Annotated in this window: 25 protein-coding genes, 1 tRNA gene and 1 pseudogene; 6 read left to right on the top strand and 21 right to left on the bottom strand. The window is 68.6% G+C overall.

Features of this window, described 5'->3' with window-relative positions:
* Positions 1-77: 77 nt before the first annotated feature.
* Positions 78-971 (top strand): ectoine hydroxylase, encoded by an 894-nt coding sequence (gene thpD, locus K338_RS0103200; RefSeq protein ID WP_022916739.1) that lies wholly within the window; start codon positions 78-80, stop codon positions 969-971.
* A 90-nt stretch (positions 972-1,061) separates the two neighbouring features.
* On the opposite strand, the gene K338_RS0103195 is transcribed toward thpD, so the two are convergent.
* From K338_RS0103195 to K338_RS20175, 5 genes are all read right to left on the bottom strand, one after another.
* Complete coding sequence (locus K338_RS0103195) at positions 1,062-1,517, bottom strand: acyl-CoA thioesterase (protein ID WP_022916738.1); 456 nt, start codon at positions 1,515-1,517, stop codon at positions 1,062-1,064.
* Between the two features lie 3 nt (positions 1,518-1,520).
* Complete coding sequence (gene ettA / locus K338_RS0103190) at positions 1,521-3,203, bottom strand: energy-dependent translational throttle protein EttA (RefSeq protein ID WP_022916737.1); 1,683 nt, start codon at positions 3,201-3,203, stop codon at positions 1,521-1,523.
* A gap of 91 nt (positions 3,204-3,294) precedes the next feature.
* On the bottom strand, positions 3,295-3,855 hold the full coding sequence (locus tag K338_RS24260; protein ID WP_022916736.1) for a single-stranded DNA-binding protein: 561 nt from the start codon (positions 3,853-3,855) through the stop codon (positions 3,295-3,297).
* Between the two features lie 82 nt (positions 3,856-3,937).
* On the bottom strand, positions 3,938-5,443 hold the full coding sequence (locus K338_RS20180) for a GTPase (protein WP_084480555.1): 1,506 nt from the start codon (positions 5,441-5,443) through the stop codon (positions 3,938-3,940).
* Entirely contained in the window at positions 5,440-7,095 is a 1,656-nt protein-coding gene (locus tag K338_RS20175) for a P-loop NTPase family protein (RefSeq protein WP_022916734.1), read from the bottom strand. The genes K338_RS20180 and K338_RS20175 overlap by 4 nt, the downstream gene beginning before the upstream one ends.
* Positions 7,096-7,208: 113 nt before the next feature.
* Here K338_RS20175 and K338_RS0103170 point away from each other — a divergent pair.
* Together K338_RS0103170 and K338_RS25425 are read left to right on the top strand one after the other, a co-directional pair.
* Positions 7,209-7,284: transfer RNA gene (locus K338_RS0103170), tRNA-Arg, on the top strand.
* Positions 7,285-7,318: 34 nt separating this feature from the next.
* Positions 7,319-7,591 carry a hypothetical protein gene (locus K338_RS25425; RefSeq protein ID WP_027286380.1) on the top strand — a complete coding sequence of 91 codons (273 nt, stop codon included), beginning with the start codon at positions 7,319-7,321 and terminating at the stop codon, positions 7,589-7,591.
* Positions 7,592-7,778: 187 nt separating this feature from the next.
* Here the strand turns inward: K338_RS25425 and K338_RS24925 are convergent.
* From K338_RS24925 to K338_RS0103125, 9 genes and pseudogenes are all read right to left on the bottom strand, one after another.
* Positions 7,779-8,156, bottom strand: a pseudogene (locus tag K338_RS24925) (ParB N-terminal domain-containing protein); the annotation flags it as partial.
* The gene (locus K338_RS20170; protein WP_022916733.1) at positions 8,153-9,076 is read right to left on the bottom strand and encodes a hypothetical protein; all 924 of its coding nucleotides are present in this window, start codon (positions 9,074-9,076) and stop codon (positions 8,153-8,155) included. The gene K338_RS20170 and the pseudogene K338_RS24925, both read right to left, overlap by 4 nt.
* Before the next feature lie 93 nt (positions 9,077-9,169).
* On the bottom strand, positions 9,170-9,589 hold the full coding sequence (locus K338_RS0103155) for a hypothetical protein (RefSeq protein WP_022916732.1): 420 nt from the start codon (positions 9,587-9,589) through the stop codon (positions 9,170-9,172).
* Positions 9,586-10,383 carry a DUF2637 domain-containing protein gene (locus K338_RS0103150; RefSeq protein WP_211218186.1) on the bottom strand — a complete coding sequence of 266 codons (798 nt, stop codon included), beginning with the start codon at positions 10,381-10,383 and terminating at the stop codon, positions 9,586-9,588. The genes K338_RS0103155 and K338_RS0103150 overlap by 4 nt, the downstream gene beginning before the upstream one ends.
* Positions 10,380-11,324, bottom strand: a complete 945-nt coding sequence (locus K338_RS0103145) for a bifunctional DNA primase/polymerase (RefSeq protein WP_022916731.1) — start codon at positions 11,322-11,324, stop codon at positions 10,380-10,382. The genes K338_RS0103150 and K338_RS0103145 overlap by 4 nt, the downstream gene beginning before the upstream one ends.
* Positions 11,321-12,439 carry an ArdC-like ssDNA-binding domain-containing protein gene (locus K338_RS0103140; protein WP_022916730.1) on the bottom strand — a complete coding sequence of 373 codons (1,119 nt, stop codon included), beginning with the start codon at positions 12,437-12,439 and terminating at the stop codon, positions 11,321-11,323. Before K338_RS0103140 ends, K338_RS0103145 begins: the two co-directional genes overlap by 4 nt.
* A 233-nt stretch (positions 12,440-12,672) precedes the next feature.
* Positions 12,673-13,596 (bottom strand): helix-turn-helix domain-containing protein, encoded by a 924-nt coding sequence (locus K338_RS0103135; protein ID WP_022916729.1) that lies wholly within the window; start codon positions 13,594-13,596, stop codon positions 12,673-12,675.
* Positions 13,597-13,886: 290 nt separating this feature from the next.
* Positions 13,887-14,201, bottom strand: a complete 315-nt coding sequence (locus K338_RS0103130; RefSeq protein WP_022916728.1) for a metal-sensitive transcriptional regulator — start codon at positions 14,199-14,201, stop codon at positions 13,887-13,889.
* Positions 14,202-14,248: 47 nt separating this feature from the next.
* Positions 14,249-16,162: a heavy metal translocating P-type ATPase gene (locus K338_RS0103125; RefSeq protein ID WP_425413814.1), complete on the bottom strand. Its 1,914-nt coding sequence runs from the start codon at positions 16,160-16,162 to the stop codon at positions 14,249-14,251.
* A gap of 78 nt (positions 16,163-16,240) precedes the next feature.
* On the opposite strand from K338_RS0103125, the gene K338_RS0103120 reads away from it, so the two are divergent.
* A complete protein-coding gene (locus tag K338_RS0103120; protein WP_157612188.1) occupies positions 16,241-16,477 on the top strand; it encodes a hypothetical protein in 237 nt (78 codons plus the stop codon).
* A gap of 140 nt (positions 16,478-16,617) precedes the next feature.
* Here K338_RS0103120 and K338_RS0103115 read toward each other — a convergent pair whose 3' ends face one another.
* From K338_RS0103115 to K338_RS20160, 5 genes are all read right to left on the bottom strand, one after another.
* The gene (locus tag K338_RS0103115; protein WP_022916726.1) at positions 16,618-16,890 is read right to left on the bottom strand and encodes a hypothetical protein; all 273 of its coding nucleotides are present in this window, start codon (positions 16,888-16,890) and stop codon (positions 16,618-16,620) included.
* Positions 16,891-16,931: 41 nt separating this feature from the next.
* Complete coding sequence (locus K338_RS20165) at positions 16,932-19,256, bottom strand: heavy metal translocating P-type ATPase (RefSeq protein WP_022916725.1); 2,325 nt, start codon at positions 19,254-19,256, stop codon at positions 16,932-16,934.
* On the bottom strand, positions 19,246-20,259 hold the full coding sequence (locus tag K338_RS0103105) for a hypothetical protein (protein ID WP_022916724.1): 1,014 nt from the start codon (positions 20,257-20,259) through the stop codon (positions 19,246-19,248). The genes K338_RS20165 and K338_RS0103105 overlap by 11 nt, the downstream gene beginning before the upstream one ends.
* Before the next feature lies 1 nt (position 20,260).
* Positions 20,261-20,470, bottom strand: a complete 210-nt coding sequence (locus K338_RS0103100) for a heavy-metal-associated domain-containing protein (RefSeq protein ID WP_022916723.1) — start codon at positions 20,468-20,470, stop codon at positions 20,261-20,263.
* A gap of 61 nt (positions 20,471-20,531) precedes the next feature.
* The gene (locus K338_RS20160; protein ID WP_022916722.1) at positions 20,532-22,091 is read right to left on the bottom strand and encodes an MFS transporter; all 1,560 of its coding nucleotides are present in this window, start codon (positions 22,089-22,091) and stop codon (positions 20,532-20,534) included.
* A gap of 161 nt (positions 22,092-22,252) precedes the next feature.
* Between K338_RS20160 and K338_RS0103090 the strand changes: the two genes are divergently transcribed.
* Both K338_RS0103090 and K338_RS20155 read left to right on the top strand, forming a co-directional pair.
* The gene (locus tag K338_RS0103090) at positions 22,253-22,900 is read left to right on the top strand and encodes a TetR/AcrR family transcriptional regulator (RefSeq protein WP_022916721.1); all 648 of its coding nucleotides are present in this window, start codon (positions 22,253-22,255) and stop codon (positions 22,898-22,900) included.
* Positions 22,900-24,051 carry an FAD-dependent oxidoreductase gene (locus tag K338_RS20155; protein WP_022916720.1) on the top strand — a complete coding sequence of 384 codons (1,152 nt, stop codon included), beginning with the start codon at positions 22,900-22,902 and terminating at the stop codon, positions 24,049-24,051. Before K338_RS0103090 ends, K338_RS20155 begins: the two co-directional genes overlap by 1 nt.
* Positions 24,052-24,757: 706 nt before the next feature.
* Here the strand turns inward: K338_RS20155 and K338_RS26100 are convergent.
* Positions 24,758-24,988, bottom strand: coding sequence for a beta/alpha barrel domain-containing protein (locus tag K338_RS26100; RefSeq protein WP_022916719.1), 231 nt, complete (start codon positions 24,986-24,988; stop codon positions 24,758-24,760).
* 289 nt (positions 24,989-25,277) lie between these two features.
* Positions 25,278-25,802, bottom strand: a complete 525-nt coding sequence (locus tag K338_RS0103070; RefSeq protein WP_342662704.1) for a DUF305 domain-containing protein — start codon at positions 25,800-25,802, stop codon at positions 25,278-25,280.
* Positions 25,803-25,806: the final 4 nt, after the last annotated feature.

Raw genomic sequence — 25,806 nt, 5'->3', positions numbered from 1 at the left:
TTCGTGCCGTCCATCAGAGCACCCGGTGCGGCCCAGCCGCACCGGGTGACGCGTTTTTCGCCGACGAAAGGAGAATCATGTCCACGACTGTGGCACCGAGCGACGCTTACCCCACCCGGGTGAGCGCCGAGGATCCGATCGCCCGCGAGCACCCCACCGTGTGGGGGTCTGCCTCCGACGGCCCGTTCGACGCCGAGGCGCTGGCCGCGCACGAGGAGCGCGGCTTCACCATCCTGGAGGACTTCTTGAGTCCTGCCGAGGTGGACACCTTCAGCGCTGAGCTGGGCCGTCTCACCTCGGACACCTCGCTGCGCGGTGACGAGCGCGTGGTCACGGAGAAGGCATCCGGCGAGGTCCGCTCGATCTTCGAGGTGCAGGCCTTCAGCGAGAAGATCGACGCGCTCAGTCGTGATCCACGACTGCTGGACCGGGCTCGTCAGCTGCTCGGTTCCGAGGTCTACCTGCACCAGACGCGGGTGAACTACATGCCTGGTTTCAAGGGCACCGGGTTCTACTGGCACTCGGACTTCGAGACCTGGCACGCGGAGGACGGGATGCCGCTGCCGCGGGCGGTGAGCTGCTCGATCGCGCTCACCCGCAACTACCCGTTCAACGGTGGGCTGATGGTGATGCCGGGCTCGCACCGCACCTTCATCCCAGGCGTGGGCCAGACCCCGGAGAACAACCACAAGTCCTCGCTGAAGGAGCAGACGGTCGGTGTGCCCAGCGAGGCAGCGATCACGCGGATGGCCGCGGACTACGGCATCGACCAGTTCACCGGACCGGCGGGGTCGGCGCTGTGGTTCGACGCGAACATCATGCACGGGTCCGGGAACAACATCACCCCGTTCCCACGGTCGAACATCTTCCTGGTGTTCAACAGTGTGGAGAACACGCTGACTGACCCGTACGCGGCACCTGCGCCCCGACCGGGCTACATCGCCAACCGGGACTACACGCCGCTGCGCTGACCAGTCCCCATCGCGAACGCCCTGCTTCGCGGCGGACCTCCGGGTCGGAGCCGCGAAGCAGGGCGTTCGCGTGTGCTGGGGTGGGTGTGGTCAGCGCCGGAAGGTCACCGGGTCGTCCAGCAACGGGGCCAGTGCTTCCCGCTCTTCGGCGGTGAACCGCACCGGGCGTCCCGAACCAGCGTCCACCTTCACGATCGAGCTTGCCGCACGGGCACAGACCTGACCGGCCGGGGTGAGCACCTCGTAGCAGACCAGCAGGCTGGCGCCGCCGATCTCCCCGATCCACAGCTCCACCCCGACCGGGTCTTGGCTGTAGGACAACGGAGCCAGGTACTCGATCTCCTGGCGAGCCACCAGCGTGTGGGTGTCACTGCCGGGCCCGCCGGAGAGCACCTTGGCACCGGACCGTGACCCCTCGGGGTCGCTGGTCCAGAACGTGGCGATGCGCGCCTCCTCCAGGAGGGTGAGCATCGCGGCGTTGTTCACGTGCCCGTAGGCGTCCAGGTCGGCCCAGCGCATCTGCACCGGAACGCGCGTCCGGCCCATCGATCAGTCCCGGGTGAGCTTGCGGTAGGTGACCCGGTGCGGCCGGGCCGCCTCCGGGCCGAGCCGCTCGACCTTGTTCGCCTCGTAGTCGGCGAAGTTCCCCTCGAACCAGTACCACTGCGCCGGGTTCTCCGCCGTGCCCTCGTAGGCGAGGATGTGGGTGGCGACCCGGTCCAGGAACCAGCGGTCGTGGGAGACGACCACAGCGGAACCGGGGAAGTTCAGCAGCGCGTTCTCCAGGCTGCCCAGGGTCTCCACGTCCAGGTCGTTGGTGGGCTCGTCCAGCAGCAGCAGGTTGCCGCCCTGCTTCAGGGTCAGCGCGAGGTTCAACCGGTTGCGCTCCCCTCCGGAGAGCACACCGGCCGGTTTCTGCTGGTCGGCGCCCTTGAACCCGAACTGGGAGACGTAGGCGCGCGAGGGGATCTCCACCTTGCCGACCTGGATGAAGTCCAACCCGTCGGAGACCACCTCCCACAGGGTCTTGTTCGGGTCGATGTTCTCCCGGCCCTGGTCCACGTAGGAGATCTGGACGCTGTCCCCGATCTTGAGCTCACCACCGTCGAGCTCCTCGAGCCCGACGATCGTCTTGAACAGAGTGGTCTTGCCGACTCCGTTCGGGCCGATCACACCGACGATGCCGTTGCGGGGCAGGGTGAAGCTCAGCCCATCGATGAGGGTGCGATCGCCGAAGCCCTTCTTCAGGTCGCGGGCCTCGATCACCAGCGAACCCAGCCTCGGGCCCGGCGGGATCTGGATCTCCTCGAAGTCCAGCTTGCGAGTGCGCTCCGCCTCGGCAGCCATCTCCTCGTACCGGGTCAGCCGGGCCTTGGACTTCGACTGGCGGCCCTTCGCCGAGGACCGCACCCACTCCAGCTCGTCCTTGAGCCGCTTGGCGAGCTTGGCGTCCTTCTTGCCCTGGATCTCCATCCGGGCGGACTTCTTCTCCAGGTACGTGGAGTAGTTGCCCTCGTAGGGGTAGAGACGGCCGCGGTCGACCTCGGCGATCCAGCCGGCCACGTGGTCGAGGAAGTACCGGTCGTGGGTGACGGCGATGACGGCGCCGGGGTACTTGGCCAGGTGCTGCTCCAACCACTGCACGCTCTCGGCGTCCAGGTGGTTGGTGGGCTCGTCGAGCAGCAGCAGGTCCGGCTGCTCCAGCAGCAGCTTGGCCAGCGCCACCCGGCGGCGCTCACCCCCGGAGAGGTGGGTCACCTCGGCGTCCCCAGGAGGCAGCTGCAGTGCGGACATCGCCTGCTCCAGCTGGGAGTCCAGGTCCCAGGCGTCGGCAGCGTCGATCTCGGTCTGGAGCTTGCCCATCTCCGCCATCAGCGCATCGAAGTCGGCGTCCGGCTCGGCCATCTGGTTACCGATCTCGTTGAACCGGTCCATCTTGGCCTTGATCTCGGCGACGCCCTCCTCCACGTTGCCCAGGACGGTCTTCTCCTCGTTCAGCGGAGGCTCCTGCTGCAGGATGCCCACGGAGTAGCCGGGCGAGAGTCGGGCCTCACCGTTGGACGGCGTCTCCAGACCCGCCATGATCTTCAGGATCGTCGACTTGCCGGCCCCGTTCGGGCCGACCATGCCGATCTTCGCCCCGGGCAGGAACGACATCGTCACGTCGTCGAGGATGAGCTTGTCTCCGTGCGACTTGCGCGCCTTCACCATCGAGTAGATGTACTCGGCCACTTTTCTCCCAGCGATGAGCGGTTGGGGATGGATCAAGTCCTCACCTTACGGCGTCGGCCCCCGATAGTGGCAATCGGGGGCCGGGCACCGCTCAGGCCGACATCCGGGCGGCCATCGAGTCCTCCTCGGCGGCCTCGACGTCCTCGTCCGGCACCTCCTGGAACCCGGAGACGTCCACCGCTCCGGTCTCGTCGGTGGGTGCCCCGCCCGTCCGGTCCGCGGCGCTGCTGGCCTCACCACCTGCCGCAGGGGCGGTCTGTTCCTCGTGGTCCCCCTCGGGCTCGGCGCGCCGGGTGGCGCGGGAGACGTGCGCGGTCACGGTGCGCAGGTCCGGCCCGAAGGCGTCGGCAACGATCACCGCGGTCCACCGGTCCTCACCGTCACGGGTCTGGTACTCCTCGTGCTCCAGGCGGCCACGGACCAGGACCGGGTCGCCCTTGCGCACGCTCTGTGCGACGTGCTCGGCGAAGGCGCCGAAGAGCTTGACGGCGAACCACTGGGTGGTCCCGTCGCCCCACTCCCCCTCCCGGGTGCGGATCCGTGGGGTGCTGGCGACGTTCAACCGCAGGAACGACTGCTTGCCGGCGCCGGTGATCAGGTTCGGGTCGTGGCCGATGTGGCCACGGAGGGTGACCTCGATCTCGTTGACCATGGTGACTCCAGAGTGCTCGGGCACCGGCTGGTCCGGTGCACGGGACCACCGTGACCCGTGCGGCGCCCACGGCGCCCGCGGCCTACCCCCGGGTTGTGGATACCGGGGCATCCCCGCGGATGCCCGCCCGTGCACTGCTGTGCTCGCCCAGGGGGACCTGAGCAGGCCGGACCAGGTCGTCGGACACGACCGAGGTGAGCGCCGCCGTCGTGCGGTGCAAGAAGTCCTCGGCACGCTCCCCGGCGGTGCGGCGCCGGCGGGTGCGCGCCACCAGCACCAGCACCAGGGCCACCAGCAGCAGCGCGGCTCCGGCGCCGGCGAGCGACCCACCCACGGCGGTGGCGGAGGAGAACAGTGCGGCGCCGACGATCAGCAGCACCAGGCCGAGGCCCCCGGCAGCGAGTCCGGCCGTGCGCTGTGCGGCCGCCACGCGGTCGGTGCTGGCTGGCAGCGCCTGGCTGTGCAGCGCGGTCCAGACGTGCTCGTCGAACGCGGCCTCCTCGGCGACGGTCTGGACCACGGCCTCTCGCCAGGGGGTGGGCAGGCCGGCAGTGGCCTGACCCAGCCAGCGGTCCCGGATCGCCGCCGTGCGGCTGCTGGCGGGACGCTGCACCTCGGCGAGCGCCACAGCACGCGGGGAGGCGACGGCCCGGCGGATCGACTCGGCCACCGACGGCACACCAGAGGCGGTCGCCAGGTCCTCGGCCACCGCTTCCGCCTCCGGTGGGGCGGGGTCCTGGGCTGCGACGTGCCCGACCAGCCGGCGGCGCACCGCGGACACCTCGTCCCGGGCGGTGCGGGCGGCCACCGACTCCCCGGCGATCACCTCGGCGAGCAGCGTGCGCAGCCGCTCCACCCCCTCACCGGTGCGCGCGGAGACCATCTCGATCTGCACGTCTGCCAGACCGTCCTCGACCAGCAGCCGGGCCACGTCGTCACGAACCTGGTCGTGCGCGGAGACCGGGATCGTGTCGATCTGGTTGATCACCACAACCATCGCCTCGTGCCGGGCGGCCAGGGCGCGCAGGTACTCCTCGTGCAGCACGTTGTCGGCGTACTTCTGCGGGTCGACCACCCAGATGAGCAGGTCGATCAGCGGCAGCAGCCGGTTCACCTGCTCGGCGTGGGTGGACTCGACCGAGTCGTGGTCGGGCAGGTCGAGCAGCACCAGACCGGTCAGCTCCTCCTCGGCGTCGCCGTCCAGGGCGGACTCGCGCTGGATGCGCCGATCGGGGGCCACCTGGAGGAAGTCGAGCAGAGCGGTGGCCTTGCTGCCCCAGATGCAGGCAGCGGCCTGGGAGGTGGTCGGTCGGATCACCCCGACGTCAGCGAACTGCAACGAGGACAGGGCGTTGAACAGCGAAGACTTTCCCGACCCCGTGCCGCCGACCAGGGCCACCACGGTGTAGTCCACCCCGAGCGCGAGCCGCTGGGTGACCTGGGCGAGGTCCTCGTGGGCTGCTGCGGTGATCTCTCCAGGGATCCGTGCGCCGGCAGTGTCCAGCGCTGTGGTGATCTGTTCGACGTCGTCCCCCAGCTCCTGCCCCGCGCCCCCGGTCGGCACCGCAGTCTCCGACGTTGAACTCACTGGTATCCCTTCAGCTCGCTGGCCCGCAGTCGAAGGCTGCGGGCGGCACCATCATCTACCCCGAGGGTAGACAAGGCGGCCAGGAACACGTCGGCCTCCCCTTCCACGGCCACCCTCGCCCAGGTGGACAGGTCGGTGCGGAGCCTGCGCACGACGGCGGAGCCTCGCTCGGACAGGAGCCTGGCCACGGCGCGTTCGGCGCCGTCCAGGCCGATGGCCGCCACCTCGACCAGCGCAGCCTTGCTGGCCTCGTCCAGACCGGCGTCGTCGGCGCCGAAGGTCAGCGTGGCGCACAGCTCGGCGACCACCTCGTCCCACTCGGAGAACAGCAGGTCCAGGCGCTCGGTACGTGCCGCGGCGGCCTCCTCGGCGCTGACCAGCTCGGCGACCTGGCTGCCGCCGGCGGAGTGTGTAGCACCGGCGCGGATCGCGCGTTCAGCACGTTCGCAGGCTTCGCTGATCAGGGTGCGGGCAGCGCTCATGCTGACCTCGCGCAGGGAGGCGACAGCTGCTCGACGGGCGGTGGTGGCACGCCGGTACCGCCAGGACTCCACCAGGTTCGCCGGGGCGGCGACCAGCGGGGCCAGGACCCCACCGGAGCTGGCGCCGGCCAGCCACGCGGTGGTCGGTGCGCCCACCGCAGCGCCGCCGGCGGCCAGCCCTTCCTGCACCTGCTCCGCAGAGGCGGTGGTGGCCGCACGGACCTGGTTGCGCAACGACAGGTGGTGGCGGCGCTGGTCCTCGAGCGCGACCGCCACCTGCTGCACGTCCTGGCGCAGCGCCGGCCAGGCGCCGCGCACAGTCCGGGCGATGATGCTGCGGGACTGGCTCTTCGCCCCGAGCACGGTCAGCCACTGGGTGAACTCCCGGATCCGTTCGGCGGGCAGCACCCCCTCGTGCGGACCGACGTCGGCGATGACGAAGAACGGTACGGAGCCGAAGCCCTGCGTCTCCAACCGTTCGAAGAGGTCCCGCCGCACCGTGGCCAGGGCGGTGGGGTCGACCCGGTTGAGGATGACCGCCAGGGAGACGCCTCGTTCCCGGGCCTCGTGCAGCCGTGCCCAGGGGACGGCATCGCCGTAGCGGGAGCCGGTGGTGACGAACACCCACAGGTCGGCCAGCTCGACCAGCTCGTCGGCCAGGCCACGGTTGGCGGCGTGCACCGAGTCCAGGTCGGGGGCGTCCAGCAGCGCCATCCCGCGCGGCACCACCTCCTGGGGGGTGACCCGTGCGATGTCCGCGACCGGGTGCCCCTCGAGCAGGTCCGCGTCCTTGGGGTGCACCACCAGGATCGGCTCCCGGGTGGTGGGACGCAGCACACCGGCGGTGGTGACCTCCTTGGCCACCACCGAGTTCACGATGGTGGACTTGCCGGCCCCGGTCGACCCGCCCACCACCACGATCACCGGGGCGGCCACCTGGCGCAGGCGGGGCAGCAGATGGTGGCGCACCTGGGTGGCCACCCGGTCGCGTTCCTGGCGCGCGGCCACCACACCGGGGACGTCCAGCGGGAGCGTGGCCGCGTCCAGGTTCGCGAGCAGGTGCTCGATCACCTCAACCATCGGCACCCGCTCGTCCGGCTCGGTCGGCGCTGGACGGTCCACGGACTGATCCCCGCCCGCGGGCCTGGTGTCGGAGGATTCAGTGGTCACGGCCCCTAGCCTGCCGTGCCAGCACCGCTAGGACCAACTTTCCGCGCCGCACGGCGGGTATCCTGGCACCCGGTTCGCTCGCGCGACCCAGCGCAGGCCTGCTGGAGCGGTCCGCCCCCGTAGCTCAATGGATAGAGCAACGGCCTTCTAATCCGTAGGTTGCAGGTTCGAGTCCTGCCGGGGGCACCAGAGCGTCGTTGTTCAAACCAGCGACGTTCCCGGTTTGATCTGCCCCGTTTCCGCCTCGCTCCTGGCGGGCGAGGGCGGTGGCCTGGACTTCGGGGTTGAACAGAGTGTCGAACGGCACTCCGGGTTCGGCATCGATGGCGTCGTCGTCGGTGACCGTCAGTCGTTCGAAGAAGGCTTGGTTGGCGATGCGGCGCAGCGAGTCGTCGATGCTCATGTAGATCGCGTGGGCGTTGCCTGCCAGGGCCAGGCAGTCATCGAGGTGGGCGCGGGCCTGGTCGTACTCGATCTCGCTGGCCTCGATGCGTGAGTCGAGGAACGCGACTTGGCGGGCGATGCGGTCCTGTTCGGTTTTGAGCAGGTCGAGTGGCACTGCGCCGGCGTAGTGGGCCTGGAGCAGTTTGGTCCGTTCGTCGTAGAGGCGGTCGCGTTCGGCGATCTGTGCCTTCCGTTCGGTCTTGGCGGTTGTGAACAGCTGGTCGAACTCGCTGGTGATGAGCGGCCTGCCGGCGGGCGGCATCCTCGGCCATCACCTGCTTCAGCTCCCGATACAGAGCGGCGGCTTCGAGCTGGGTCAGCGGCTTGTGCAGGACGTTGTCGTCCTGCTCGGCAAGGAGGTGGCCGAGGCGGTCGGAGATGCCCGAGCGGACCCACACGTTGACAGTTCTCCAGCCGAGCTGCTTGATGGCCGCCAACCGACGGGCACCGCAGACCAGCACATTGTCGAGGGTGATGGTGATCGGTTGGAGCAGGCCGTCGCGGGCGATGGAGGTGGCGAGGGCGTCGATGTCGCCCAGGTCGGTGCGGTGCCGGCGCCCGACGCGGATCGAATCGACGCTGCGTTCCAGCTCGATGGACCCTTCCCGCGCGCTCATCGGGACTCGCCCCCGGGAGAGGCTTCACCGGCAAGGCCACGCTCACCGCGGTAGTGGTGGGTGGGAGCGGCGAGGGAGATCGACAGGACGAGGTCGTCGTCGCGCAGCAGCACCGGCAGGCTCTCGCCGATCAGTAGCCGCAGCAGCACACCGCGCCCGGTGCCGGTGGCGGTGTAGGCCGGGTGCGGGTGACCCAGCAGCGCCTTCAACAGCGCCGTCCAGGAGCGGCCGGGGATGTCCAGCAAGGCGCGGGCATGCTTGTCGCGCCGCAACGCCTCGTACGCAGCCTGCCGGGTGCCAGCCCGAGTGAGCGCGGCGCACACATGCTCCACCGCAGCTCTGGCAATGTCGGCCGGCCAGTCCAGCAGCGTGAACAGCGCGATCGCGTCCTCGACCGCCGAGCCCGCCGTGGTGCTGGCCCGTGCCGATGCCGGTGTCTGGTCAGGGGCGTCCGGTGCGTCGGCTGCGGGGATGTGGAAGGCGGAGTGGTAGTCGGTCAGCGGGGTCTCGCGGTCGGAGAACCGTTCGGGGTCGTGGAACGCGGAGATGTGGGGGCGGCGGGCTTGGTGGACCGAGCAGAGCAGTCCTTGGGCGCGTTCTTCGAAGATGCAGGTGATCCGCACCGCGTGTGTGATGACCGCCCACGGGTCGTGCGCCTCGCGGGCTGCCCGAGTGCGCATCACGTCGAATGCCGCCGAGGTGGCCTCCCACGGGTCCAGCCCATGCTTGCGTGCCAGCGGCGTGTACTTCTGCGCGGTGAAGGCCATCAGTTCCGCTGCTTGCGGATCGTGCTGCCAGGTGCGCCGCCCGCCGTGGTGGAGCCGGTGTAGCAGGGCGCGCAGGCCCTCGCCGGTGGTGAAGTCCGCGCGGCCAGCTGCTGCCGCTGGGGCGGTGGTGGGGTGTGTGTTGTTGTCGGTCATGGTCAGGGCACCTCCTGACAGGCAGGTGCACACGCCGTCCCCGGCATCGCTGTGGGTCCTCGTTGACGTACGCATCGCTGGTCACCGCCTTGCTCAGCTCATCCCGACACCGGGCCGGGACAGAGCAGCCTGGGCGGTGCTGCCGCGGCCGAACGCCGAGAGGGGCGGCAGCCGGCGTGCCCGCTCACCCAGGTGTTGGGCGCCGGCGGTGATGGGGGTGCGGGTGCGGCGGGCCAGCTCGACCTCGAAGTCGATGCCGCGGCCGGCGAGAGCCGCACCCTGGCGGGCGATGAGGTCCGTGGGCCGCACCCACTCCACCCCCCGCGCGCGCCTCGACTCTGCCGCTGGTGTCTGCCGTTCGGTTTCGCGTCGGTGGGCGGCCCGTGCTGCCCGGAGCGCGTCCGGTGCCTCGCTCTTTTCAGCAGACTCCGCCGCCGTCCGCGCGGAAATCGGCTCGGGTACCCGCTCGTCGGTGTCGGGCCGCTGCGGATCGTGGTCGTGTGCGGAACTCATGGGATCGCCTCCTCAACATCGGTGCTGTCGGGAAGGTGCGCCGCGGTGAACCAGCGGCCCACCGTGGAGGGATGCACGCCGAGTTCTCGCGCGATCTTCTTGTTCGACCACCCCTGTCCGCGTAGCTTTGCCGCCCGGGCACGCCGATCCGGGAGGACCGCCCGGGGTCCGGCCGACGGCTCAGCGCTCTCGTGCGCCGATGCCAGGTCGATCGCTTCCGGCGTTGGCGCCGGCAAGGCGACGAACGCCTGAGCCTCTGCCGACTGCCACGCTCCCGACTCCGGTACCGGCACCCCGCCCCAGCGGGACTTCTCGACCGACGGGGACGTGTCACTGGGCACGGCGTCGTCATTGGACACGGACGGGTCGGTGATCGGTTGTGGTCGGGTGAGGATGACGGTCAGGTGGGTGATCGCCAGCAGCACCACGGGTGGCACCGCGGCGACGGCCGCGGCCAGCACTCCGGGGACATCGGCATCCGCGGCGACGACGGCGTGGATGGCGTTCGCAGTCACCGACACGGCGGCGCCGCCGATCAACAGCGCCCACGGATACCACGCCGAGCGCTGGCCGGCCAGGGCGACCACGGCGACGGTGGCGACCACAATGATGCCGTCGACGATCAGCGGCCACGCCCACGCCTGCGAACCACCGACCCCCGAACGAGCAGCGAGATCAGCCAGCGCCGTGAACGACAGCCAGAACGCGCCGGCGGCGATGAACACCGTCCCGGCCACCGCGGTCACCACCGCCCAATGTCGGCTCCTGTGCTTCGCCGCGGCAGGAATGCTCATGACAGTCTCCGCGTCGGAGACGACAGCCGTACGGCGCCGTCGTGAGTGAACCAGCCGTCAGCCGCCGCTGGTGAGCCGCGCTGCACCGGCGGCGCCGAGGGTCGGGGTTGGGCAGTGCGGTAGGCGGAGCGGACGGTCGCGGTGATCTCGCGCTCACCCAGGCCCACCTGCGACGCCGCGGCCGCGAGCACATCGAGCGCATCCGGTGCCGGAACGCCGTTCTCCGCGAGCCGGCAGGCGGCCCAGAACAAGCCTCGGTTCCGTTCCCCTTCGGCGCGGCCGGCAACCCACGCCGCCAGCCGGGACGCATCCGCCGACTGCTCCACCTCCCGACCCCAAGTGCGGCGGGGTGTGGGGCGCGGGTCGAGGAACTCTCGCAGCTGATCGGCGTCGAGCACCGACGGCACACCGGCGTTGATCCGCCGCACCCGGTAGCCGGCGCTCCTGCGGGCGGTGGACACGGTCGAGGGTGGGACGACGATGTACCCGCCGTCACCACGGAAGTCGATGCCGGCGCGCGCGGCCTGCCACGACCGCTGGTCCCGGTCTGGGGTTGCCGGGTAGTAGGCGTGCATCCCAGCCGACGGCGTCGACACCAGGAACGCCCACCCCGACACCAGCCCCGCCCGGTGGGCGTGATCGAACGCCCGGTACCCGTCGACGGGCCCGTGAACGTCGACATCGACCACCACCAGCCCGGACGCGGCGCCGGTGGGCACGGCGAGGTTCGCCTCCGGATGCTCACGCCACCACGCCGTGATCTGTTCGAGGTCGGTGGTGGCGTCGTGGAAACCATGCGTCGTCAGGGGACGCTTGCCGCCGGGCAGGCACGGAAAGACGGGCACCCCGGCGGCGGCCAGTTCCCGTGCCACTGCCGAGACCGGCCACGGGCTGGCGGCGCGTCTCAGCACGCGGGCGACAGCCTCTACCGCGGGCGTCACAACGCCCTCGCCGGTGTCGTCGCGGACGCGGTGACCGTTCGGGGCGCGGGCTCGGGCAGCGGTGTGACCCGACGTGACTCCGGGGCATCGTGGGTCGGCTGCTTGCGGGAGGTCGCCTCGCGCTGTGGTGCGTCGCGGTCCAGGCCGGGCGGGGCGCCGTCGGTGACCTGTGCCGTGTCGAGCCGTTCCAGGATCGACAGTGCCGTCTTGCGGACCCGCTCCCCGGTGGCCTTGACGATCTCGCCGGGCTCCTTGCCGTCCACTCGCGCGGCCCACGTGGAGACGTAAGGGATCGTGTACCCGGAGGTGTCCATACCGTGAGCGGCGCCGATCATCAGCGCGACCGATTCCGCCTCGACCTCCCCGATGCCACGATGCTGACGCGCCTCGTCGTTGTCGGGGCCGTGCAGCAGGACGTGACCCAGTTCGTGGGCGAGCGTCTTGACCTGCGCGGCGGGGTCCATGTTCTCCCGGACCGCCACCGTCTTCGCGGTGTAATCGGTGACGCCGTTGGCGCCGTGGATCATGCCCTCGTGCGGCACCCGCACCACCTCAAACCCCTGCGCGCGCACGTGGTCGGCCAGCCCGTCCCACAGACCGGTGGGGGCTTCGCCTCCCAGCAGCGTCGGCGCCGGCGGCTCCGGGATTGGCTCCCCGGACGTTTGGGAGGCATCCCAGACATAGGCGGGCTTGGCGGTGATCATCTTCGACCGGACCACCTCGCCCGGCCGCGGCTTCTCGCCCTTGCCCAGGCGCCGCCACGACTCCGCATCAGCCGGGTTCGAGGAGGCGAACCGGCCGGTGACCGGGGCGAGAATCTGGTACCCGGACTGGCCTTTCTCGACCTGCCGGCCCAGGGTCTGCCACTGCCGGTACCCGGCCACATACGACGGCATCGGCTCCGGCACCCGGCCCGCCTCGAAGGCCGCTTGGTGCTGGGCCCAGATCAGCAGCGTGTTCGAGAACGATCTGGCCCTGAACCGCGCCGCGAACGCGAGCGCTCGCGCCCAGTCCTCCCCAGAGACCAGCCGCTCGACGGCGCCGGTCAGCTTCTCGTGCAGCTCGTCGAGCTTCGCCTCCCGCGCCGCCTGAGAGTTTTCCCGTGTCGTGGCCATCGTCGCCGTCTCCTCCTGCTACCCTGGACACCGAGCCGAACAGGCTCGGTAACCCCCAGGTACGCCGGGATCACCAGCACGGACGAGACGGACAACGACGCGGTGACCGTCAGGCACAAGTGATAAACCCGACGAGTCCTTACCGGACTACCAACTGGAAACTCGGCAGTGGGCCGAGAAGGGCCGATGATGCCGATACGCGTATCGAAAATGCGCTAATGCGAATCATCCGATCAGGCGCGGGAGTGTCGGCTACGTTCGCGGTAGCGGGTGGGCGTGAGCCCGACGGCCTGGCGGAACAGACGGGCGGCGTGGCCGCGGCTGTGCCATCCAACCTCGGCCATGGCCTGTTCGATGGGCAGGTCGGTCTCGCGCAGCACCCGGGCCAGGTGCTCGGCCCGTAGCGTGGTCAGGTACGTCATCGGGGTCTTACCGTAGGCATCGACGAACACGCGCCCGAGCTGGGATGGGGAGAGGTGCACGGCGCCGGCAAGTTCTCGCAACGTCCATCGGCGCGCATGGTCAGCGCGCAGCAGGTCGGCAGCGGCCTGGGCCTCGGCCCGTAGGGGCGCGAACCTACGGTGGCGTGGGAGGCTGGGTCGCATCGATTGGCGTTGTGTTGGCGATCGCCGCGTCGCGGTTGTTCTCACGTACGGGGTTACCACGTCCAGTACGGCAAAGAGCAGCGCTTGCAGCCGGTAGAACCGTTCTGGGGAGGGGCCGTCGATGCTCAGTGCAACGAGTTCATCGAGCCAGGGCATGAGCATCCCGGCGCGGTCTTCGCCGAGGTGCAGTATCTGGGCTGGCTCCGAATACAGCTTCTCGGCGAAGTCCTGCGCGTCCCATCGATCTGCCAGCTGTGCAGCATACTGCCAGAACACTTGATCCACGACGTAGTCGTGATCGAGGTAGAGGGTGGTCACCGTGATCGAGCATTCAGGTTCACTGCCACACAGAGTGTTGGCTCCTAACACGACGACGTCACCGACGGCCACCGGTCTCTCACCAAACTCGCTAAGCAATATTGCTGAGCCGGCGCGGACGAAGATCAGTTTCACGCAGTCATAGGCCACGGGCACGATGGGGCGGTGTATTGCTCGCGTTCGTGCGACGACCGGCGCGAACCGGTCGAGATCGAGCGTATCGAGGGCCGCCATCTCGACTCACCGGAGCTGCGACTCGTCCTGACGGCCAGCGCTTCCGGTTCCCCTGACGCGGGACACGTATGGGATGCCGGGATGCCTCACGGGCGGGCGCCGAGGCTGGCCTCAGCAGCAGGCTTTCACGGCGCGAATGGTGACTTCCAACACCCACTGAGTGCGTCCCGTGGTGCTGGAGGCCCGCCAGCTCGCGTCGCCAGAAGTTGAGGCGCGGAAGGTCACGATTTCCGTGGCAAGTGACAATGCCCTGACGATGATGTTTGAAGAGCGCATGCGACCGTGGTCCCTTACGACTTGACCAGTCGAGCGATGGCGTCGGAGGCTTCCTTGATCTTCTCCTCGGCCTGTGGCCCGCCAGCCTTGGCGGCGTCCACGACGCAGTGCTTGAGATGGTCGTCGAGCAAGCCGAGGGCGACGTTCTCCAGGGCGGAAGTCAGGGCGCTGATCTGGGTGAGAATGTCGATGCAGTAGGTGTCCTCATCGATCATTCGGTGGATGCCGCGTGCCTGGCCCTCGATGCGCTTGAGACGAGCCAGGTAGCGGTCCTTGTCATTGATGTAGCCGTGGCTGGCTTCGGCCGTTGGCGTGGTGATGGTTTCCATCGTATTTCTCCTGTTTGTATGGTGTCCGCTCCGGGAGGGGACAGTGCTTATCTGGTTGCCGCGCGGTCAAGGGTCTTGGCCGTGCTGGCCTCAGGCGTCAGGTCGAGCCGGCGCAGCAACTGGGCGTTGAGCGCGACCACCACGGTCGAGGCGGACATCAGGATCGCGCCAACGCTCATCGGCAGAACGAATCCGATCGGTGCGAGGACGCCGGCTGCCATCGGGACGGAGATGAGGTTGTAGCCGGCAGCCCACCAGAGGTTCTGCTTCATCTTCCGGTATGAGGCCCGAGAGAGGTCGATGACCGAGAGCACCGAACGCGGGTCCGAGCTGGCCAGGATGACTCCGGCGGAGCCGATGGCCACGTCGGTGCCGGCGCCGATGGCGATGCCGACATCGGCCTGGGCCAGGGCCGGAGCGTCGTTGACTCCATCGCCGACCATGGCCACCTTGCGGCCCTCGTGCTGGAGTTCGGCGACCTTGGCGGCCTTGTCCTCGGGCCGGACCCCGGCGAAGACTCGGTCGATGCCGAGTTCGTTCGCGACGGTGTCGGCCACCGCCTGGGCGTCGCCGGTGATCATGACGACCTGCGCGCCGGCGGCGTGGAGCGCGTCGACGGCGTCACGGGACTCCGACCGGATCTCATCGGCCAACCGCAGGGCACCGATCACCTGACCGTCGGAGAGGATGTGGAGGATGATCGCACCCTCGGTGCGCCACTGATCGGCGACGGGGAGTTCGTCGAGGCCATGCTCGTCGAGGAGGTAGGGGCCGCCGACCTCGACCACCGTGCCGCCCACTGTCGCCTTCACTCCAACTGCCGGCGAGGAGGAGAAGTCGGTCGCCTTGGACACGTCCAGCTCACGGGCGCGCGCCGCCCCGACCACGGCCCTGGCGAGCGGGTGCTCGCTGTCGGTCTCGGCCGCTGCGGCCAGAGCCAGCACCTCGTCTTCGGTGTGTCCCTCGATCGGTTCGATCCCGGTGACGGTGGGCTCGCCCTTGGTCAGGGTGCCGGTCTTGTCGAACAGGACGGTGTCCACTGTTCGCATCGACTCCAGCGCGAGGCGGTCCTTGACCAGCACTCCGCCGCGGGCGGCGCGTTCGGTGGCGATCGAGACCACCAGCGGGATCGCCAGTCCCAGCGCGTGCGGGCAGGCGATCACCAGCACGGCGATCGTGCGCACCACCGCCGCATCCGGCATCCCCAGAACACTCCAGATCACGGCGGTGATCGCGGCTGCGCCGAGTGCGAACCAGAACAACCAGGCCGCCGCCGTGTCGGCGATGCGCTGGGCGCGCGAGGACGATGCTTGCGCGTCGGCCACCAGTTTCTGGATACCTGCCAGGGCGGTGTCCTCGCCGATGGCGGTGACCTCGACCCGCAAGCCTGAATCAGTGGCCACCGTGCCGGCGACCACCTGCTCACCGGTCTCGCGTCGGACGGACTTGGATTCGCCGGTGACCATGGATTCGTCCATGCTGGCCGAGCCGTCGGTGATCCTGCCGTCGGCGGGCACAGAGGCGCCGGGGCGCACGATGACGATGTCACCGACCGCGAGGTCGGCCGGAGCGACTTTGACCACGTCGTCGCCGTCGACCTTCTCGGCCTCGTCGGGTAGCAGGGCCGCCAAGGAATCGAGAGCGGAGGTGGTCTGTGCCAGGGAGCGCATCTCGATCCAGTGGCCCAGCAGCATGATGACGACCAGCAGCGCCAGTTCCCACCAGAAGTTCAGCTGATGGTCCAGCAAGCCCAGGCTGGCGCCCCAGGAGGCGATGAACGCCACGGTGATCGCCAGACCGATGAGAAGCATCATGCCGGGTTGGCGGGCGCGGATCTCGGAAAGCGCGCCGGTCAGGAACGGCCGGCCGCCCCAGAGATACATCACGGTGCCCAAGACCGGGGAGACCCACCACACCCATCCGGCGTCGGGGAGCTGGTAGCCGAGGAGGTCGGCGAACATCTCGTTGAACCCCACCACCGGGATGGCCAGGACGAGCATGATCCAGAACAGTCGCCGGAACTGCCCGACGTGGTCGCCGTGGCCGGCGTGACCGCCGTGGTCCTCGTGCCCGGCGTGATGCTGGCCGGCTTGACCGTGATGATCCTGGTGGTCGACGTGCTTCTCGCGGTGTGCAGGCTCATGGTCCGTGCCGGCGTGGTCGGAGTGCTCGTGGTGGTGGTCGGTGTGGCCCTCGCTGCCGGCGTGCTCGGCGCTGTGATCGGTATGGCCCGGGTGCTTCCCGGGATGGCCTGCGTGTTCCTCGTGTGCCGCTGACGATGTCTGCGTGCGGTGGTGATCGGGGCGCATCGTGATGCTCCTATCTGTTACCCGGTACGGGTATATGGCGAGTGAGGGGGAACCCGGCTCGTCTTCGGTTGCGCACCGCACGAGCCGGGTTCCTCGCTCGTGGGGTGTTAGGCGGCGTCCACGTACCGGTCGGGGTCGGCGTCGAAGAGCGGCCCGCAGGAACCGCAGCACAGCCAGTACCGCTCACCCTTGTAGTCGCGGAAGAGGCCGGCGGCTTCGGCCTCGGCCTTCACGACGGGGGTGCCGACCATGACCGGGCACTCGGCCATGTCTGCGGCAGGGACCTGCGCGTCGGAGTCGGTGCTGGGCGCGTGGCCGCAGCAGCTTCCTCCCGCGGAGCCCGAGGTGTCAGTGAGGTTGAGGTTCTCATGTGCAGTCATCAGGTGTGTCCTTTCTCGTTGGGTGATGACAGATGGATGGGTCAGGCGGCCACCGGCTCCCGGGCCTGCGCCGGGCCAGCAGGCGCCGGGTCGCTGACATCGTCGGCGCGGGCCTTGAAGGTCCGCAGCCTCAGGCTGTTCGACACGACGAACACCGAAGAGAGGGCCATCGCTGCCCCCGCGAGCATCGGGTTGAGCAGCCCGAAGGCGGCCAGTGGGATCGCGGCGGTGTTGTAGGCGAAGGCCCAGAACAGGTTCGCCTTGATCGTCCGTAGCGTGCGCCGGGCCAGCCGGATCGCATCCGCGGCGGCGCGCAGGTCGCCACGGACCAGGGTGATGTCGGCGGCCTCGATCGCCACATCGGTGCCGGTGCCCATCGCCAGACCGAGGTCGGCCTGGGCGAGGGCGGGGGCGTCGTTGACGCCGTCGCCGACCATGGCCACGACCTTGCCCTCGTCCTGAAGCTTTGAGACGACACCGACCTTGTCCTTGGGCATGACTTCGGCAATCACCTGATCGATGCCCACCTCGGCGGCGACCTGCTCAGCCACGGCCTGGTTATCGCCGGTCAGCAGCACCGGGGTCAGCCCGAGCTCCTTGAACTGTGCGATCGCTTGGGCGCTGGTGGGCTTGATCTGGTCGGAGACGACCAGCACACCGCGTGCGGCACCATCCCAGGCGATGGCAATCGCGGTCTTACCCTCGGCCTCCGCCGCCTGCTTCGCGACCCGGAGGTCGTCGCCCAGGTGGATCGACCAGTCCGCCAGCAGCGACTCCCGGCCGGCCAGGACCGCGTGGCCGTCGATAACGCCTTGGACACCCTTACCCTCGATGTTCTCGAAGGACTCCGGTGCCGGTAGGTCACCGACCTCGGTGGTCGCTCCGGTGGCGATGGCCTGGGCGATGGGGTGCTCGGAGTAGTCCTCCAGACCGCCGGCCAGCCTGAGCAGCTCGTCACGGTCAACCCCGTCGGCGGCGATCACGTCGGTCAGGGTCATCTTCCCGGTGGTGACGGTGCCGGTCTTGTCGAGGACGATCGTGTCGACCTTGCGGGTGGATTCGAGGGTTTCGGGGCCCTTGATGAGCACGCCCATCTGCGCGCCGCGCCCGGTGCCGACCAGCAGGGCAGTCGGCGTGGCCAGGCCGAGAGCGCAGGGGCAGGCGATGATCAGCACGGCGACGGCGGCGGTGAAGCCGGCCGACAGCGGGAACCCTGCGCCGATCCACGCCCCGAGGGTCGCGACGGCGATGGCGATCGCGATCGGCACGAACACCCCGGAGACACGGTCGGCCAGCCGCTGGATCTCAGCCTTGCCGGACTGGGCGTCCTCGACCATCTTCGCCATCTGCGCCAGCTGGGTATCCGAGCCCACCCGGGTCGCCTTCACCACGAGCCGGCCACCGGCATTGACGGTCGCACCTGTGACAGGGTCGCCCTCTGAGACTTCGACCGGCACGGATTCGCCGGTGAGCATGGAAGCGTCGATCGCGGAGCTGCCGGAGGTGATGGTCCCGTCGGTGGCGATCTTCTCACCAGGTCGCACGACGAACTCGTCGCCGACGGCCAGCTCGTCGATGGAGACACGCTGTTCGGTGCCGTCACGCAGGACCGAGACTTCCTTTGCCCCCAGTTCCAGCAGGGCGCGCAGAGCGGCCCCGGCGCGACGCTTGGATCGCTTCTCGAAGTAGCGGCCCATCAGGATGAACGTGATCACCCCGGCGGCGACTTCGAGGTAGATGTTCCCAAGCCCGTCGGAGCGGGAGATGGCCAGCTCGAAGGAGTGGGTGACGCCGGGCTGGCCGGCGGTACCGAAGAACAGGGCCACGATCGACCAGATCAGCGCCGCGGTCGTGCCCACAGAGATAAGCGTGTCCATCGTGGCCGCACCGTGCTTGAGGTTCATCCACGTGGCACGGTGGAAGGGCCACCCGGCCCAGACCACGACGGGGGCGGCGAGGACGAGGGAGGCAAAGCCCCAGTAGTCGAACTGCAAGGCTGGGATCATCGCCATCGCGATCACCGGCACCGCAAGGACCGCGGCGCCGATGAGGCGCTGACGCAGAGAACGCAGCTCTCTGTCCTCGGCCGACTCGCCCTCATCCTCTGAACTGTCACCGTGGCCCTTGGTACGTGCCGGAAGCGCGGCGGTGTAGCCGGTTTTCTCGACCTCCGCGATCAAGGCCTGCGGGTCCAGGTCGTCGGGGCCGGTGACGCTGGCCTTCTCGGTGGCGTAGTTCACGCTCGCGGTGACACCGTCGAGCTTGTTGAGCTTCTTCTCGATCCGGTTCGCGCACGAGGCGCACGTCATGCCACCGATCTGCAATTCGATGCCGGCGACCCCGGTGTTGGTGTTCTCAGCGGTCATGGCCTTCTCCTTCCTGATGCTCGTCACCGGTGCCCGGCTCCTGATCGGAACCCCCACCGTCGGAGTGCCCGCCGTCGCTCCCGCCCGAGCCGGTCGCCGTATCGATCACCAGCGCAGCGGTGTGGACCTCGCCGTCAACTTGGAAGTCCAGGTAGAGCAGGTAGCGGCCCTCAGTGGGCGCGGTGGCCTCGAACACGATCTCCGGACCAGAGGTTTGGCCGGCCTGCGGCTCGTCCCCATGGGGGTGGACGTGCAGATAGGCGAGGTCCCCGTCCCGCAGCGCGACGAGGTGTCCGAAGGCGCCCAGGTAGGGTTCCAGCTCGGTGACTGGTTCCCCGGCACGGGTGATGGTCATGGTCAGCTGCGTGGCCTCGCCCGCAGTGAGATCGCCCTGCACGCTGACGTCGAAGCCGTCGACGGTGGCCGTGGTGACCGGCTCGGTGGCCGGTGCCGGCTCGTAGTCGCCACCCACGTGCACCGAGGTCGACAAGGTCAGCCCTTCACCGGCGTCCGCGGGAAGGAAGTCCGCGAAGATCCGGTAGGACCCGGCCGCCTCCCACTGCCAGGGGATCGTCCAGGCGCCGTCGTCGTTCATCTCGGGATGGACATGACGAAAGTGCTGACCGTCGGCGCGAACGGTAATCAGGTGCAGTTCCTTTTCGTGCTCCAGCTCGAAGTCGGTCACCGGGCTCCCGTCCGGGCCGGTGATGGTCAGGGACAGGCTTCCCTCGGTGCTGGTGTCGGTGGGGGCGGTCACGGCGGTCAGCTGGTAACCGTCCTGCGCGATCCCCAGGCCGAGGGGGGCCGTCTCGCCTGTGTGGCCGCCCTCGTGCCCGGCGGTGTCCATGCTGTCTCCTTCGTCGTGGTGGGTGTTCTGTGCGGTGTCTTCTGCCCAGCTCTGCACGGTCACCGCGGGGATGACCGCGTTCGCCGTGAATCCAGCCACGGCGAACACGGCCACGAGGACCAGCCCGTACAGGCCCAGCCGTGCAGGTGCCTTCATCTCAGCTCCTGACGGCGGTGTATCCGGCCTCGTCGACCGCCGCGAGCACCGCGGCGTCATCGACCGGATTGTCGGTGGTAACAGCCAGGCGGCCGGTGGTCGCGCTGACCTCGATGCCCGTGACGCCGGGGATCTCGGAGACCTCGGCGCGGATGGCGGTCTCACAGTGCCCGCAGCTCATCCCGGTCACCTGATATTCGGTTGTGCTCATGATTGAAACTCCTTCACTCGTGTACTACTTCCAGAACACTATACCCCTAGGGGGTATGAGGTCAACGGCTGGCCGCGTCGGCGGCGGCCTGCTGCGCCTCGCCTGTGGGGCGAACGTGGCGCAAGCGGGTTGCCGCGATGATCGCGGCGATGCCGGCCACTACGGCCGAAACGATCGCGGCGGTGTTCAGCCCGCCGGTGAAGGCCTCCTGGGCCGCAGTCACCAACTGTTCGCCGAGCGCTCCCGGCAGCTCCCTGGCCGAGACCAGCGCGCCGTCGATGCTGTTGGAGGCTGCGGCCGCGGCGTCAGCGGGCAACCCATCCGGGAGCGTGCCCGCAATCTGATTTCGGTAGGCAACCACGCCGACACTGCCGATCAGCGCGACGCCGAGGGAGAGACCGAGATCGTTCACTGTGGTCGCCAAGCCCGAGGCGCCACCCGCCTTCTCCGGCGGGACCGAGCTCACCACCAAATCGGTGGTCAGCGCCATCGCCGGGGCCACGCCGGGATAGGTGATCACGAAACTGGCGATCACCAGTGCCAGGCCTGTCCCAGCGTCGAGTTGCGTGAACAGGACGTAGCCGACGACCTGGGTAAGCAGGCCGATCGCGATCACGTTTCCTGGTCGGAACTTCCGGGCGAACACCGGAGAGAGGGTGGAGGCCACGATCAGTACCGCTGCTGCCGGCAGAATCGCGAATCCGGCCTGCAAGGGTGAAAGGCCCTGTACCTGCTGGAGGTACTGCGCAAACAGCTGGTAGACACCGCCCAGGGCGGCAGCGGACAGGAGGAAGACTGCGAGAGCGCCACTGACCGTCTTGTTGCGGAACAAGCGCACGTCCAGCAGCGGTTGCTTCGCGCGCAGCTGCCTGATCACGAACCACAGACCGATCAGAGCACCGACCACCAGCAGTGCGATCGAGAGGCCTGCCGGCTGCTGCGTGGCGAACCGTTTGATGCCGTAGATGATCGCCAGCAGCGACGCCACCAACAGCAGCGCACTGAAGAGGTCGAACCGGGCCGTGGGGTCGCGGTGCTCGGGCACGAGGAGTGGTGCACCGATCACCACGATCGCCATGATCGGGACGGCCACCAGGAACGTGGCCTCCCATCCATACGCCTCCAGCAGTAGCCCGCTCAGCAGCGGGCCGAGCGCGACGCCAGCTGAGATGCCGCCGGCCCATATCCCGATCGCCACGCCGCGCTGTTTCGCATCGGAGAACAGCACGAAGATCAACCCGAGCGTGGCGGGCAACATCGTCGCACCGGCCAGACCCAGGACGGCGCGCCAGACGATCATCAGTGACGGCTCGGTCGTCAGCGCTGCCGCGATGGAGACAACTGCGAACAAGATCGCGCCGATCACCATCAGGCGGCGTTTGCCCACCCGGTCTCCGAGTACGCCCATCGCGACCAGGAACCCGGCCATCACGAAGCCGTAGATGTCGAGAATCCACAGCAGCTGCGCGCTCGACGGGTTCAGGTCGGTGGCCAAGTTCGGTGCCGCCAGGAACAGGATCGTCAGCATCATGAACAGCAGGGTGGAGGGGATCACCAGGACCGCCAGACCCCACCACTGCTTGGCGCCGGTCCGTGTTTCCGGTGCGCTCGTGCCGCTCATGTCGCACCCCCCGGAGGCGTGTGTGTCGTACTCATAGCGCTCTGCTCCTCTCGTGTGTGTCCGTCGCCGATCCGGCGACGACACCGTAACTCAAGCATCGGTGTACGGGATGTAACGGCTACACTATCTCATACATTCCCATACGACTTGCGAGGTGGACGATGCCGACGAAGAAGGCTCAGGCGACACGGGGCACCCGGCGCGCCCCTGCGACAGCGAACCGGGCGGCCAACCAGCGGGCCGATGCTCAGCGCAACCGGGCGAAGATCCTGGCCGCTACGGTGACGGCGATCCGCAAGAACCCCGACGCCTCGGTCGCCGACATCGCCGCGGAGGCGGGTGTGGGCCGCATGACGCTGTACGGCCACTTCCAGACCCGCGCCGAGCTCATCGAAGAAGCGTTGGTCGACAGCCTTGAACGCGGCGAAGACGTGCTCAAAGAGGTGTCTCTCGACGGCGAGGCCGCCGCGGCGTTCCAGCGCCTGGTTTCTTCCAGCTGGGTACTCGTCGACCAGTCCGGCGCTTTGTTGGCGGCCGCGCAGAAAGAACTTCCCGCAGCCCGCATCCGCGAGCTGCACGAGAAGGCCGAGGCGCGCATGCGCACCCTGCTGCTCCGGGGCCAGCGCGAGGGCGCGTTCCGCAACGACCTCCCCGTGACCTGGCTGCTGACCACGACCCACGTGGTGATGAACGGCGCAGCAGAGGAAGTCCGAGCAGGACGCCTCGACCCCGATGACGCACCCTGGTTCATCGACGCAATCCTGCTGCCAGCCTTCACACGGGCCGCAAGAGAGACGGAGGACGCCTGATGACCTCGACAGTCGGAATCATCGGCGCCGGCGCGGCCGGAACCGCCGCCACGAAAGCCCTGCGCGCTTCGGGCGTCGACGTCGAACTGTTCACCCGAACCGGCGAACAGCCTTCCAACCGGACCCTGGTCAACAAGGGCGTGGCCATCGGGCTACTGGAACCCCACCAGGCAGCGCTTCCCGATGTTGGGGTCGAGCCCACTGCCGACACCGTGCGCAGCATCGACCCGCGAACCCGAGAGGTTCGTCTCGACTCTGGCGAGAGGCGAGCCTTCGACGCGCTCGTCATCGCCAGCGGAAGCCGGCCTCGCATCCTTGATGAGGAGATCATCGGCCGCGACGAGGCCGTGCGTGCAGGTCGCCTGACCACTCTGCATTCGATGGCCGACGGCGTCCGTGTACGTGACCGCCTCGCCCACGCCTCCCCGGCGCGGGTGCTGATCCTCGGTGGCGGCCTGGTCGCTTCGGAGACCGCGTCACTGCTCACCGATGCGGGCCACGACACCGCCCTGATCGCCCGTTCACTCGTGCCAGGAGCCAGCTCGATCGGCGAACCCGCCGCCCGGTGGCTGCTCGACCTGCATCAGCCCCAGCACGCCGCCTACCTCGGCCGAAGCGCGCGTTCGATCCGCACTCACTCCGATCGCGTCGCCGTCGTCCTCGATGACGGCACTCGCGTAGAAGGCGATCTCGCGATCGTCGCTCACGGCACCGCACCTACCGCGCCGGCTCCCTGGACCGGACCCGAGGGCATACCTGTCGACAGTCACCTACGGTCCCTGCATGCCCCGGACCAGCGCATCTACGCTGCTGGAGGCGTGGCGGTACACCACTATCCCAGGCACAGCGCTTACCGGATCGACCACTGGGACGATTCCACCGCACAGGGAGTGCACGCCGCGCAGGCGCTGCTGCACGATCTCGGCATGGCCGCTGATCCCCGCACATACCTGCCGGTCTCCACTTTCTCCGTGCGCATCCACGGGCACACCCTCATTGGTGCCGGCCACCCTCCGTTAGGCACGCGCGCACGGGTGATGTCCACTAAACCCTTGCTCGTCGCCCACTACCTCGATGACACGCCAGTTGCCCTCATGGGCATCGACGCTGCCCCTCTCCTCCGTGAGCAGATGCCCAGCCTGCATCACTAAGCCCCGATCCGACGGTGATCCACAGTGCGGGCCGAGAGGCACCATCTATGGCGCTTTCTTTCTAGGAGGGATGTCGTCGATGCTGCGATCGATCGGGTCATCTCCGAAGGCTAGGACGACCTCGATGCCGTCGCCCAGGAGATCCTGACCTGCGTGTCGTGCGCGAACAGCGTAAGGCGCAGCGATGATGGCACGCCCACTTCCTCACCGACTCGGCACTCGACACGCGGCGCCTGCGGTCAGGTGCGCGAGGCGTCGAATTCGTCGTCGGTCTGGTCGATGGACGGGCCCTCGCTCAGCGCGCGGTAGAACCTGGCGATCATCCAGTGATGTCGGGCAGGCCCAGCGATGGCCTGTACCCGGCCGTGGCCGGCCGGACAGAGCCAGCACACTAATACCGCGGATGCGTACGAACTCTGGGTAGCAGTCATCGACCTCGGGCACGGCTGGCTCCAGGATGACTGCCTGGTCCCGCCCACACGGTTCGGCGCGGATACTCGTGCGGAGTTGCACTTCCGCCTGGATCTTGCGGGGGCTGTGGATTTCCAACTCGGGTTCGACGGTGGGCGTCAGGCTGGTATCCAAGATGGGCCGGGCGAGGATGGACTGCTCGGCGACAACGCGGGACAGGCCCGCACCTCGCCGCGGCGCGGGTGACTAGGGCGTCCAGGTCGGGGCGGGCTTCATGAGTTGGGCACCGTCGGTCTCACTCGGCAGTTTGGCCGCGGTCGATCTTGGGGAGCGGGACGATGCCGCTGGCCGTCCACAGGTGCTTGACTGTCCGCACCTCCTCGATCTCCCGGTCCAGCGTGTCTCCGAACAGAATCGTGCCCAGCACGCGGTCCCAATCGCACGCGGGACCGGTGATGATCCGGGTACGCATCTCGTGCATCAGGTCGAACATCTGCTGCTGATCGGAGTAAGCGTCCTCGCCCATTCCCTACAGTTTCAGTGCCGTTGGTGTGCTGACACCGCTCTGATCTAGCGCCGCCACGAATGCAAAGTCGGTCTTGAGCTTGTTGTCCTGCTCGCTATCGATCTGTCGGTCCCTTGCTTCTCCACTTCGTTCGGCAATCTGTCCTAGTGATTGCGAAGGTCAGCCGAGTGAAGCTCGACCCGGTGATGATCAGCGAAGCCTGAGCGACCCCGCCATCATCGCGGGTGGCCGGCGGCAACCCGCTTTTGGCGGAGGGAAAGAACCGCCGCCGGCCGGAGGGGCCGTGCTGTCACAGGTTCTGGCCGAGCTGCTCCATCTCGGTGATCTCGGCCTGCTGGGCGTCGATGATCATCTGTGCGAGTTCGCGCGCCTGCGGGTTCTGCCCGTCCGCGAGCTCGTCCTCGGCCATGGTCACGGCGCCCTCATGGTGGGCGATCATCAGCTCCAGAAATCGCTGGTCGAACTCGGTGCCCGACAGTCCTCCGAGTTCGGCCATGGCTTCCTCTTGGCTCATCCCGTCCATATCCATCCCGCCGTGACCCTCCATGTCGTCAGGCGGTGTGGTGTCTTCACCCCAAGCCTGCAGCCAGGAGGTCATCTGCTCGATCTCCGGCCCCTGGGCAGAGGAAATGCCCTCGGCCACGGTTCGGACCTTCTCCGACGCGGCACGTTCCACTGCCAGGTCGGCCATCTCGATGGCACCCTCGTGGTGGACGATCATCATTTGCGCGAACATCGTGTCGGCGTCGTTGTGGGTCTGATCGACCTCGCCGGCCGGCCCGCTGGTCTGCGTCCCGGTCGGTTCCTGGGTCACGGTG

It is taken from the genome of Ruania albidiflava DSM 18029, from assembly GCF_000421225.1.
Classification (GTDB): Bacteria; Actinomycetota; Actinomycetes; order Actinomycetales; family Beutenbergiaceae; genus Ruania; species Ruania albidiflava.
This window is presented reverse-complemented; position numbering and strand designations above follow the sequence as displayed.